This is a genomic window from Pseudoduganella flava (assembly GCF_007830495.1).
GTDB lineage: Bacteria > Pseudomonadota > Gammaproteobacteria > Burkholderiales > Burkholderiaceae_D > Rugamonas > Rugamonas flava.
Genome location: NZ_VLKW01000006.1, coordinates 228,932 through 240,595, shown reverse-complemented (window position 1 = coordinate 240,595; position 11,664 = coordinate 228,932). Strand labels below are relative to the sequence as shown.

Below are 11,664 nucleotides of genomic sequence, written 5' to 3'. Positions count from 1 at the left end.
GTGGTCTTTTTGCCTGCGGCGGCGCTGGCCAACTGCGTTACCAGATGATCACGCGCTCTTCCGGCTTCAGATACAGCTTGTCGCCTTCCTTCACGCCGAACGCTTCATAGAAGCCGGGCTGGTTGACGACGGTGCCGTTGGCGCGGAACTGGCCCGGCGAGTGCGGGTCCGTCTTCACCTGCACGATCTGCTGCGATTCGCGCATCTTCGAACGCCACACCTGGCCAAAGCCCATGTAGAAGCGCTGCTCGCCCGTCAGGCCGTCGATCACCGGGGCCGGCTGGCCGTTCAGCGCGATCTTATACGCCTTGTACGCGATCGCCAGGCCGGAGTTGTCGGCGATGTTCTCGCCCAGGGTCAGCTTGCCGTTGACGTGGTAGCCCGGCAGCGGGCTGTACGAATCGTACTGCGCAACGAGGCGGTCCGTCTTTGCCTTGAAGTTGGCGCGGTCCTGGTCCGTCCACCAGTTGCGCAGGTTGCCGTCGCCGTCGGACTGGCTGCCCGAGTCGTCGAAGCCGTGGCTGATCTCGTGGCCGATCACGGCGCCGATCGCGCCGTAGTTGACGGCGTCGTCCGCCTTCGCATCGAAGAACGGCGGCTGCAGGATCGCGGCCGGGAACACGATCTCGTTCGTCGTCGAGCGATAGTAGGCGTTCACGGTCTGCGGCGTCATGCCCCACTCGGTGCGGTCGATCGGCTGGCCCAGCTTGGCGATGTTGCGGTCGTAGTCGAACACGGACGCGTTGCGCAAGCTGCCGATCAGGTCACCGCGTGCGACTTTCAGCTTGCTGTAATCGCGCCACTTGTCGGGGTAGCCGATCTTCGGCGTGAACTTGGCCAGCTTGGCTTGCGCTTCCTTCTTCGTCTCGGGGCTCATCCAGTCGAGCGTGTCGATGCTCTGCTTGTAGGCGGCCATCAGGTTCCGCACCAGCTGCTCCATGCGCGCCTTGCGGTCGGCCGGGAAGTACTTCGCCACGTACAGCTTGCCCAGGCCTTCGCCGATCGCCCCTTCGACGACGCCGACGCCCCGCTTCCAGCGCGGCGGCTGTTCCGTCACGCCCGTCAGCACGGTGCCGTAGAACGCGAAGTGCGCATCGGCGAACGGCTTCGAGAGGTAAGGCGACGCATCGCGCAGCAGCTGCCACGTGAAATACGACTTCCACGTTGCCAGGTCCGTGTCGTTGACGGCCTTGACGAAGCCTTGCAGGTAGCTTGGCTGCATAACGATCGCATAGTCCGTCTTGCCGGCGATGCCGGCGGCGGCCAGCGCGCCCTGCCAGTCATAGCCCGGCGCCAGTTCGGCCAGCTTGGCGATGTCGGTCTTGTTGTAGCGCTTGACGGGGTCGCGGTTCTCGACCTTCGTCCACTGCGCCTGCGCCAGTGCGGTTTCCAGCGCGACGATGCTCTTCGCCTGCGCGGCCGCATCCTTGGCGCCGGCCAGGGTCAGCACCTTCGCCACGTGCAGCTCGTACTTCGCCAGCGCGTCGGCCAGCTTGGCGTCGTCCTTCTTCAGGTAGTAGTCGCGGTCGGGCAGACCGAGGCCGCTCTGCGCCACGTAGGCGGCGTAGCGGGTCGACGCGCGCGCATCCTGCGACACGCGCACGCTGTACGGCACCGATACGCCGATGCGCGTCAGGTGGGCGACCAGCGCGGGGAGCTCGCCCTTGTCCTTCAGCGCGGCGATGCGCGCCAGTTCGCCGGCCAGCGGCTTGGCGCCCAGCTTGTCCAGCTTCTTCTCGTCCATGTAGCTGGCGTACAGGTCGGCGATCTTCTGCTCGTCGCCCTGCAGCCGCTTGCCCTTGCCCAGATCTTCGATGATGCCGCGCAGCTGCGGCAGCGTGTCGTCACGCAGCTTGGCGAACGAGCCCCAGCTCGACTTGTCGGCCGGGATCTCGGCCGTCTTCAGCCACTGGCCGTTCAGGTGCACGAAGAAGTCGTCCTGCGGCCGTACGCTTGGGTCGATGTACTGGGTGTCGATGCCGGAAACCGGGGCGGCCGATGCCGCGTGTCCCGCGGTGGCAAAGCCGGCGCACAGCGCAATCGTCAGGGTGGAGAGGAGATGTCGTTTCACGTTGCCACTTTCTCGAAATGGGGTGATCGCCCTTGTGGGGCTGGACCCGGGTTGCGGAAGCTGGCGCATGCGCCCGTGCGCCGGCGCCAGCCCGCTAGCGTACACGAGGAAGCTGGACGGCGCACCCTCGCCGCCCCCGGGCGCGGTCACCCGCCCGGGCTTTTTACTTTTCGATACTTTGCGATACACGACGCTACGCAAGCATCGCCCGGCCTTACAGCCCGATGTTGATGCCGCCCTTGCCACCGCCTGCGCCGCCGCCCATGCCGCCACCCGGACCGCCGCGATGGCCGCCGCGGCCTTCGCCGCCTTCACCGCGCGCCGGCCCGCCGCTGCCGCCCGGCCCTTCGGGCTTGCGCTGCAACTGTTCGGCCAGGAACACGGCCACGGCGCGGCGCTGGGTATCGTCGAGCGCATCGTTCACCGTCAGCCACCACTCGCGCAGCTGCTGCTCCTCGGCCGCATTGGCGCGGCTTTCGGCATCCAGCGCGGCGGTCAGTTCGCGCAGCTCGACGTCCTTGCCCTGCAATGCCTGCAACGTGGCCGCCTGCAGCTTCTCTTCGCGCGACTGGCGTTCGCGCAGCAGCGTGCGGGTGCGGCTCTCGGTCTGGCTCCACAGCGTGGCCTGGTTCGGGGTCAGCTTCAGCGCCTGCTTCAGGTCCGGCGCCATCATCAGCAGGTCCTGCGCGCGCATCTCCATCATCGGCAGCGCCAGCGCGGGCCCGGCCAACAACAGCGCGGCGGCCACCGCGGCCGCGCTCCTCTTGAATACGTTCATGAATGCTCCGTGCAAAAAAAAGCCAGCGCTTGGGGCGCTGGCTAAAACCACTTCAGGGTAGAGAGAAATACAAACCCAGTGTAGGACCTGATACCGGTGCGTTCCGCCTTTCTTACATTTACTTACGCTCATTAACGTGAGGCATACATGTCTACAAAATCCCGCAATATTGGCGGGCCGATCAGGGCGTAACGTAAAACGTGGTAAAGCCGCGGCGCCGCACATCCGGACCCCCACATCCGTCGACGATCAGGTTTATACTGAACCGACGGCGGTCGAGTGAGCGCCAGCATGGACGAGTAACAACGTCGGCAACAATGCCGGCAACAGCGTGGGCAAGAACATGGCCAAGAATTTCAGAAAGAGCATCAAGAACGGCGGGCTTGTCGGCTTGGGCGTCGTCGCCGGCATTGCCGTTTCATTGCAGTTCTCCGCGCTGGCGCAGCGCAACGCGGAACCTGCGCTGCCCCTGGAAGAGTTGCGCCAGCTGGCCGATGTGTACGGCCTCATCAAATCCGATTACGTCGAGCAGGTCGAGGACAAGAAACTGCTGACCGAAGCCATCTCCGGCATGGTCGCGTCGCTCGACCCGCACTCGGCCTACCTCGACAAGAAAGCATATGCGGAATTGCGCGAAGGCTCGCAAGGCCGCTTCGTGGGCCTGGGCATCGAGATCGCCCAGAGCGACGAAGGCTACATCAAGATCGTCGCGCCGATCGAGGACTCGCCCGCCTACCGCGCAGGCATCAAGGCCGGCGACCTGATCACCCGCCTCGATACGACGCCGCTGAAAGGCCTGTCGCTGGACGAGTCGGTGAAGCGCATGCGCGGCGAGCCGCACAGCAAGGTGACGTTGACGGTGCTGCGCAAGGATGAGCCGCAGCCGCTCACGTTCAGCCTGGTGCGCGAGGAAATTCACCAGAAGAGCATCAAGGGCAAGATCGTCGAGCCGGGTTATGCATGGCTGCGCGTGGCGCAGTTCCAGGAACCGACGGTGGACGACCTGGCCGCGAAGATCACGGAGCTGTACCGCCAGGATCCGAACCTGAAGGGCATGGTGCTCGACCTGCGCAACGACCCGGGCGGTGTGCTGCAAGGCGCGATCGGCGTGGCCGCCGCGTTCCTGCCGAAGGATACGCCGGTGGTGTCCACCAACGGCCAGCTGCCCGACTCGAAGCAGATCTACTATGCCCGCCCCGAGTACTACTCGCTGCGCAGCGACAGCGATGCGCTAGCGCGCCTGCCGGAAGCGGTGAAGCGCGTGCCGCTCGCGGTGCTCGTCAATACCGGCTCGGCCTCCGCCTCGGAGATCGTCGCCGGTGCGCTGCAGGACTACAAGCGCGCGACGATCATCGGCAGCCAGACGTTCGGCAAGGGTTCCGTGCAGACGATCCGCCAGCTGACGGCCGATACGGCCCTGAAACTGACGACGGCACGCTACTACACGCCGCACGGCCGCTCGATCCAGGCCAAGGGCATCACGCCGGACGTGCCGGTCAACGAATACGCCGACGGCGACGGCCTGAATGCGCTGCGCATGCGCGAGGCAGATCTGGAAAAGCACCTGTCCAACGACCGCGAGGCGGAAGCCAGCAAGGAAAAACGCGACGAGCTCGAAGAGCAGATGCGCATCCTGGCGCTGGAAAAGCAGCGCAAGCCCCTCGAATACGGCAGTGCCGACGACTTCCAGCTCGCGCAAGCGCTGAACCACCTGAAGGGCTTGCCCGTGCAGAAGGCCAAGGCCGCGTCGACGATCGGGCAGGCTGCCGCGCCGGCCGCCAAATAAGCGTTTGCCCGCCAAGGCCAAGCCGCCTCGGGCAACACTTTGGGGGCCTTCCTCTACCGCTTCTGTCGCGTTCGTTAAGGTAAAATCTGCGCCGTACTGGCGCTGTCGCACTGCTGCTGCCTGCTGCTGCCTATTAACGAATTCGAAAGTTTGCACATGAAACAAGCCGTCATCAGCGGTACCGGACTCTTCACGCCTCCGCACACGATCACCAACGAGGAACTGGTCGACAGCTTCAATGCCTACGTCGAGCGCTTCAACGCCGCCAACGCGGAAGGCATCGCGGCCGGCACGGTCACGGCGCTGGAGCCGTCGTCCGCCGGCTTCATCGAAAAGGCATCCGGCATCAAATCCCGCTATGTGATGGACAAGGAAGGCATCCTCGACCCGGCGCGGATGATGCCGCGCATTCCCGAGCGGGCCAACGAGGAACTGTCGCTGCAGGCCGAGATCTGCGTCGCGGCGGCCAAGGAAGCGCTGGCCCGCGCCAAGCGCACGCCGGCCGACATCGACATGGTGATCGTCGCCTGCTCGAACATGCAGCGCGCCTACCCGGCGATGGCGATCGAGGTGCAGCAGGCGCTGGGCATCGACGGCTTCGGTTTCGACATGAACGTGGCCTGTTCGTCGGCGACGTTCGGCATCCAGACCGGCGCCACCGCCGTGCAGACGGGCCAGGCGCGCGCCGTGCTGGTACTGAATCCGGAAATCACCAGCGGCCACCTGGACTACCGCGACCGCGACAGCCACTTCATCTTCGGCGATGCCTGCACGGCGATCGTCATCGAGGCGGCCGACACGGCGGTGTCCGAGCACCGCTTCGCGATTCTCGACATGAAGCTGAAGACGTCGTTCTCGAACAATATCCGCAACAACTTCGGCTTCATGAACCGCTTCGACGAAGCCGGCGTGGGCCAGCCCGACAAGCTGTTCAAGCAGCAGGGCCGCAAGGTGTTCAAGGACGTGTGCCCGATGGCGGCCGAGATGATCAAGAACTCGATCGCCAGCGCGGGCCTGCAGATCGAGCAGATCAACCGCTACTGGCTGCACCAGGCGAACCTGAACATGAACCAGCTGATCGCCCGCCTGATCCTGGGCCGCGACGCGACGGCCGACGAAGCGCCGGTGGTGTTGGACACGTACGCGAACACGTCGTCGGCCGGTTCCATCATCGCCTTCCACAAGCACCAGGACGACCTGCCGCAAGGCGCCTACGGCGTCATCTGCTCGTTCGGCGCCGGCTATTCGATCGGCAGCGTCGTCGTGCAAAAGCTGGTACCGGAGCTGTAAAACGGCGAGCCGGGCGGGGCGTTCGGCTTATACTCGTTGTCGGGACGGCATGTTGCCGCCCCCGCCAACGAATATAAGCGTACACTGAAAGGAACCCCGCCTGCATGCACCATGACGTCAGCCTGATCACCACCATCGCCGCGGCCCTGGGCTTCGGCCTCGTCTTCGGCTTCCTCGCCACCCGCCTCAAACTGCCCGCGCTGGTGGGCTATCTCGCCGCCGGCATCCTGCTGGGCCCCACGACTCCCGGCTTCGTCGCCGACGCCGCGCTGGCCGGCCAGCTGGCCGAGATCGGCGTGATGCTGATGATGTTCGGCGTGGGCCTGCACTTCTCGCTGGACGACCTGTGGGAAGTGCGCAAGGTGGCATTGCCGGGCGCGGTGCTGCAGATCGCAGCGGCGACGGCGCTGGGCATGGGGCTGGCGCACTGGTGGGGATGGTCGATCGGCGGCGGGCTTGTGTTCGGCCTGGCGCTGTCCGTGGCCAGCACCGTCGTGCTGCTGCGCGCCCTCGAAGAACGGGGCATCCTCGATTCGTTCAACGGCCGCATCGCGGTGGGCTGGCTCGTCGTCGAGGACCTCGTGACGGTGCTCGTGCTGGTGCTGCTGCCGGCGCTGGCGCCGTCGCTGGGCGGCGCGACCGAAGGCCACGATCCGTCGGCCAGCATCTGGATGACGCTGGCCATCACGCTGGGCCAGGTGGCGCTGTTCGTCGGCTTCATGCTGCTGGTCGGCCGCAAGCTGTTCCCGTGGATCCTGTGGCAGGTGGCGCGCACCGGCTCGCGCGAGCTGTTCACCTTGTGCGTGATCGCGGCGGCCGTCGGCATCGCGTACGCGTCGACGAAACTGTTCGGCATCTCGTTCGCGCTGGGCGCCTTCTTCGGCGGCATGGTGTTGCGCGAATCGGCGCTGGCGCACCGCGCGGCCGAGGAATCGCTGCCGCTGCGCGACGCGTTCGCGGTGCTGTTCTTCGTCTCCGTCGGCATGCTGTTCGAGCCGGCCATCATCGTCGAACAACCGCTGCAGCTGCTGGCGGTCGTCGCGATCATCGTGTTCGGCAAGTCGCTGGCCGCGTTTGCGCTGGTCGTGCTGCTGCGCTATCCGGCGCAGACGGCGCTGATGGTGTCGGCCAGCCTGGCGCAGATCGGCGAGTTCTCGTTCATCCTCGCCGCGCTGGGCATCTCGCTGAAGCTGATGCCGCACGACGGCCAGAGCCTGATCCTGGCGGGCGCGATCATCTCGATCGCCGTCAACCCGATCGTGTTCGCCGCCACCGGCCCGCTGGGCCGCTGGCTCGGCCGCAACCCGCTGCTGGCGGCGAAGTTCGACCGCCCTGCCGACCCATTGGCGGAGCTGCCGATGTCGACGGCGCACAGCAAGCTGGCCGGGCAGGTCGTCCTCGTCGGCTACGGCCGCGTGGGGCGCCGCATCGCGCAGACGTTGAACGCGAATGGCATCCATTATGTCGTCGCGGAACAGAACCGCGAAAAGGTCGACGAGCTGCGCCGCGCCGGCATCCCCGCCGTCGCGGGCAATGCGGGCGAACCGGCAGTGCTGATCCAGGCCCACATCGCGCACGCGCGCATGCTGGTGATCGCGACACCTGACACGTTCCACGTCCGCGCGATGATCGAAACGGCGCGCACTCTGAATCCGAACATCAAGACCGTCGTGCGCACGCACAGCGAGGAAGAAGCGGACCTGCTACGCGAGGAGCAGGCCGGCAAGGTATTCATCGGCGAAGAAGAACTCGCCAACGGCATCAGCGACTACGTGCTCGAAACGTTCCGGGAGCCGGGCAAGCACTGACAACGGCCGAGGCCGTGTCCCCTGGTGCCAGGCACCAAGGGACACGAACTCATGCGTGTTTGCAGTTGAGGCCGTGTCCTCTCGTGCCTGGCACCAGGGGACACAGGCTCAGCGGTACTACAGCCGGGCGGCCAGTTCGGCGCCTTCGCGGATCGCGCGCTTGGCGTCCAGTTCGGCGGCCAGCGCGGCGCCGCCGATCTTGTGGAAGCGCGCGGTGGTCGTCGTGCCTTTCGGCGGCATCAGCTCGACGAGGCTTTCCTGGCCGGCGCAGACGATCACGTTGTCCACTTCCAGCAGCCGGTCCAGGCCGCCCACGGTGATGTGCAGGCCGGCGTCGTCGATGCGGCGGTACTGCACGCCCGGCAGCATCTCGACGCCGTGGCGGAGCAGCGTGGCGCGGTGCACCCAGCCCGTCGTCTTGCCCAGGCCCGCGCCGGGCTTGCTGGTTTTACGCTGCAGCAGGTACACCTGCCGGGCCGGATGCGGCGGCGTGGGCGGGACGAGCCCGCCGCCGGTACTCGCGGCCAGGTCGACGCCCCACTCGGCCGTCCACTGTTCCAGGGGCTGGGGGCGCGGGGCGGCTGTGTCGTGCAGCAGGAATTCGGCGACGTCGAAACCGATGCCGCCCGCGCCGATGATCGCCACGCGCGGGCCGACCGGCTTGCCCTGCGCCAGCACGTCCAGGTAGGTCAGCACCTTCGGGTGGTCGATGCCGTCGATCGCCGGGCGGCGCATCACGACACCGGTGGCGACGACCACGTCGTCGTAGTCCTGCAGGTCCGCGGGGGTGACGCGCCGGCCCAGTTGCACGCGCACGCCCGTCGCGTCCAGGCGGCGGCGGAAGTAGCGGATCGTCTCGGTGAATTCCTCCTTGCCAGGGATGCGCAGCGCCACGTTGAACTGGCCGCCGACGCGCTCACTCGCTTCGAACAGCGTCACGTCATGCCCCCGCTCGGCCGCCACCGTCGCGGCGGATAGCCCGGCCGGCCCGGCGCCGACAACGGCCACGCGGCGGCGCGCCGGCGTGCGGCGGTACACCAGCTCCATCTCGTGGCAGGCGCGCGGATTGACGAGGCACGTGGCGCGCCGGTTCGCGAACGTGTGGTCGAGGCACGCCTGGTTGCAGGCGATGCACGTGTTGATGTCGTCGGCGCGCCCGGCCTTCGCCTTGTTGACGAATTCCGGGTCGGCCAGGAACGGCCGCGCCATCGACACCATGTCCGCGTCGCCGCGTGCCAGCACGTTTTCCGCCTCGGCCGGCATGTTGATGCGGTTCGACGCGACGACGGGGATCGTCACCTCGCGGCGCAGGCGCGCCGTCACGGCCGCGAACGCGGCGCGCGGCACCGACGTGACGATCGTCGGCACGCGTGCCTCGTGCCAGCCGATGCCCGTGTTCAGGATCGTCACGCCGGCCTCCTGCAATGCCCGGGCGACGGTCGCCACCTCATCCCACGTATTGCCGCCTTCGACGAGGTCGAGCAGCGAATGCCGGTACATGATGATGAAGTCGCGCCCGACCGCTTCGCGCACCCTGCGCACGATCTCGACGGGCAGGCGCATGCGGTTCTCGACGGCGCCGCCCCAGCGGTCGGTGCGCCGGTTCGTCCGCGCCGACAGGAACTGGTTCAGCAGATACCCTTCGCTGCCCATGATCTCGACGCCGTCATAGCCGGCCTTGCGCGCCAGCTGGGCACAGCGCACGTAGGCGCGAATGGTCGCCTCGATGCCGGCCTCCGTCAGCGCGCGCGGCTTGAACGGCGAGATCGGCGACTTGAGGCTTGATGCCGACACGACGAACGGCTGGTAGCCGTAGCGCCCCGCGTGCAGGATCTGCAGAAGGATCTTGCCGCCCTCCTCGTGCACCGCCCGGGTCACCTTGCGGTGATTGAACACGTCGCCGAGATGATTGAGCGTGCCGCCGAACGGCAGCAGCCACCCCTGCCGGTTCGGCGAGATGCCACCTGTAACGATCAGTCCAACGCCGCCCCGCGCCCGCTCGCGATAGAACGCGGCCAGCTTGCCGTAGTGCCAGAAGCGGTCTTCGAGACCGGTGTGCATCGAACCCATCACGACGCGGTTGCGCAGGGTCGTGAAGCCAAGGTCCAGGGGGCTGAGCAGATGGGGGTAAGGTGTCATCTTTCGATTGGGATGGAGTTTGTGCGCTGGATAACCGAACGGGCGTGCGAGACTTGTATTCTGACACCACTTCCCGTACGCTGAACAGCATGAGGCAACTGCTGCTGCTCCTGCTGATCGGCTGTACCGCGCCCGCGCTGGTGTATGCGCAAGGGCAGCGTACCGACACGCCCAAGCTGCACGTCACCGTCAAGCGCATCACGCAGGATGCGCTGCACATGTACGAGATCGATGCCAGCGGCACCGTGCAAGCGCCGCTGCCGGTGGTCTGGCGTATCCTCACGAGCTACGACCGGATGGAGGAATTCGTGCCCGACCTCGTGTCGTGCCGCGTCCTCTCGCGCAATGGCAATGAAGTGATCATCGAGCAGTTCGGCAATGCCCGCTTTCTGTTCATGTCCCGCTCGATCCACCTGATCGTGCGCGCGACGGAGCAGCCCATGTCGTCGATCGACATCGACCTGATCTCGGGCGACATGAAGCATTACGAATCGCGCTGGGAACTGGTGCCCGTGCCGGAAACGGGCGGCACCCGCGTGCTGTACACGGGGCGCATGATGCCGAGCTTCTACGTGCCCGGCATCCTCGGCACGAACATCATCCGCGGCGACGTCGAACGCATGTTGACGGCCGTGCTGACGCGCCTCGACAAGGGCCTGGCGCCGCGTGCGCTGCCGTCCACCGGCACCGATATCGCGCGCACGCAAGCCGCCGCGGTGCCGGCCCCGCGCTGAACGCCGGCATCACGCCGGGTAGTGGTCCTTCGCCCGCACTTCCGCGAACTGTTCGATGCTGCCGATCCGGATCACGACCGGGTTCAGGCTCGCCTGCGTATGCATCGGGCGCCACGCGAACTTCCATTCCTGTTCCGCGGCATCCTGCGTCCCCATCGTGAAGGCGGCACCCAGGCGCGCGCGGCTGCCGTATTCGACGGCACCGTCGATACCGGCCCAGTTGGGCAATGCGCGTTGTACGGCACGGTGGATGCGCTCGCCGAATTCTTCCGTGTTGTGGATGACGAGGCAGGCGTCGGCGCCGAACAGGTCGAACAGCTGGCGGTCCCACGCCTGCGAGAACGACAGCGTGAGGAAGCCCGCCATCGGGCGCAGCACGAACTGGCCCTGGGTCAGTGCCAGGTCGAGTTCGTCGCGGGGGCCGTAGCGGTGCAGGGTCGGGGGGCGTTGATAATCATGCATGGAAAACTACTCGTTGGTTTTGGGTGACAGGCGGACGTGGCGCATGGCGCGCATCGCCGCGGAAGCGATGAAGATCTCGCGCAGCAGGAAGCCGAAGCTGCCGATCAGGCTGATCACGGAGGCGACGAACAGGCCGGCGATGTATTTGTCCAGCGTGACTTCGGTCGTATCGCCGATGAACAGCAGCGCGATGACGAGGCAGACGAACAGGCCGCACGCGGTCGCCAGCGTGATTGCGTAGTTGATCAGGTGCGAGCGGCGGTACAGCACGTCCAGCTCGGTCAGGTAATTGTCGTTGTAGGCAACGTCGAGGCGGTCTTCGAGCACCCGCGACCGGTCGATGATCCGCGCCAGCCGGTTGATCAGCACCATCAGTGCCGTGCAGACGCCGTTAAGCAGGAATACCGGCGCGATCGCCAGTTGAATGATGTGGCCGATATCGCCCAGCTGAATGTTCATTGAATTGATGATAATGTCCCCGCGGGACGATGCGCCCGCTTCAGCCGCCAGTGTAACAGCCCGCGAGGGGCGCGCGCGGCCGGGCAAGCCGCCATGGCGCCGCCGCGGCGTCCTGCCCTGACGACTTTATCGGGCCT

9 protein-coding genes are annotated in these 11,664 nt (G+C 66.4%); 4 read left to right on the top strand and 5 right to left on the bottom strand.

The features are described from left to right. Positions 1-37: 37 nt before the first annotated feature. Positions 38-2,071 carry a M13 family metallopeptidase gene (locus IP92_RS17065; RefSeq protein ID WP_145877127.1) on the bottom strand — a complete coding sequence of 678 codons (2,034 nt, stop codon included), beginning with the start codon at positions 2,069-2,071 and terminating at the stop codon, positions 38-40. 214 nt (positions 2,072-2,285) lie between these two features. Continuing rightward, complete coding sequence (locus IP92_RS17060; RefSeq protein ID WP_145877125.1) at positions 2,286-2,849, bottom strand: hypothetical protein; 564 nt, start codon at positions 2,847-2,849, stop codon at positions 2,286-2,288. Positions 2,850-3,192: 343 nt separating this feature from the next. Between IP92_RS17060 and IP92_RS17055 the strand changes: the two genes are divergently transcribed. From IP92_RS17055 to IP92_RS17045, 3 genes are all read left to right on the top strand, one after another. Continuing rightward, a complete protein-coding gene (locus tag IP92_RS17055) occupies positions 3,193-4,635 on the top strand; it encodes a S41 family peptidase (protein WP_145877123.1) in 1,443 nt (480 codons plus the stop codon). 156 nt (positions 4,636-4,791) lie between these two features. Beyond that, positions 4,792-5,925, top strand: coding sequence for a beta-ketoacyl-ACP synthase III (locus IP92_RS17050; RefSeq protein ID WP_145877120.1), 1,134 nt, complete (start codon positions 4,792-4,794; stop codon positions 5,923-5,925). Positions 5,926-6,029: 104 nt separating this feature from the next. Beyond that, positions 6,030-7,733: a cation:proton antiporter domain-containing protein gene (locus tag IP92_RS17045; protein WP_145877118.1), complete on the top strand. Its 1,704-nt coding sequence runs from the start codon at positions 6,030-6,032 to the stop codon at positions 7,731-7,733. 117 nt (positions 7,734-7,850) lie between these two features. On the opposite strand, the gene IP92_RS17040 is transcribed toward IP92_RS17045, so the two are convergent. Then, on the bottom strand, positions 7,851-9,872 hold the full coding sequence (locus IP92_RS17040) for an NADPH-dependent 2,4-dienoyl-CoA reductase (RefSeq protein ID WP_145877116.1): 2,022 nt from the start codon (positions 9,870-9,872) through the stop codon (positions 7,851-7,853). 89 nt (positions 9,873-9,961) lie between these two features. Here IP92_RS17040 and IP92_RS17035 point away from each other — a divergent pair, with 89 nt between their 5' ends. Continuing rightward, positions 9,962-10,606, top strand: coding sequence for an SRPBCC family protein (locus IP92_RS17035; RefSeq protein WP_145877114.1), 645 nt, complete (start codon positions 9,962-9,964; stop codon positions 10,604-10,606). Between the two features lie 9 nt (positions 10,607-10,615). Here IP92_RS17035 and IP92_RS17030 read toward each other — a convergent pair whose 3' ends face one another. After that, positions 10,616-11,068, bottom strand: a complete 453-nt coding sequence (locus IP92_RS17030) for a hypothetical protein (RefSeq protein WP_145877112.1) — start codon at positions 11,066-11,068, stop codon at positions 10,616-10,618. A gap of 6 nt (positions 11,069-11,074) precedes the next feature. Beyond that, on the bottom strand, positions 11,075-11,527 hold the full coding sequence (locus tag IP92_RS17025; protein WP_145877109.1) for a DUF2721 domain-containing protein: 453 nt from the start codon (positions 11,525-11,527) through the stop codon (positions 11,075-11,077). Positions 11,528-11,664 lie beyond the last annotated feature (137 nt).

Excerpts from the sequence above, each read along its gene's own strand:
- IP92_RS17060 (WP_145877125.1), bottom strand. The coding sequence starts at position 2,849 with ATGAACGTATTCAAGAGGAGCGCGGCCGCGGTGGCCGCCGCGCTGTTG.
- IP92_RS17055 (WP_145877123.1), top strand. The coding sequence starts at position 3,193 with ATGGCCAAGAATTTCAGAAAGAGCATCAAGAACGGCGGGCTTGTCGGC.
- IP92_RS17035 (WP_145877114.1), top strand. The coding sequence starts at position 9,962 with ATGAGGCAACTGCTGCTGCTCCTGCTGATCGGCTGTACCGCGCCCGCG.
- IP92_RS17030 (WP_145877112.1), bottom strand. The coding sequence starts at position 11,068 with ATGCATGATTATCAACGCCCCCCGACCCTGCACCGCTACGGCCCCCGC.
- IP92_RS17040 (WP_145877116.1), bottom strand. The coding sequence starts at position 9,872 with ATGACACCTTACCCCCATCTGCTCAGCCCCCTGGACCTTGGCTTCACG.
- IP92_RS17045 (WP_145877118.1), top strand. The coding sequence starts at position 6,030 with ATGCACCATGACGTCAGCCTGATCACCACCATCGCCGCGGCCCTGGGC.
- IP92_RS17025 (WP_145877109.1), bottom strand. The coding sequence starts at position 11,527 with ATGAACATTCAGCTGGGCGATATCGGCCACATCATTCAACTGGCGATC.
- IP92_RS17050 (WP_145877120.1), top strand. The coding sequence starts at position 4,792 with ATGAAACAAGCCGTCATCAGCGGTACCGGACTCTTCACGCCTCCGCAC.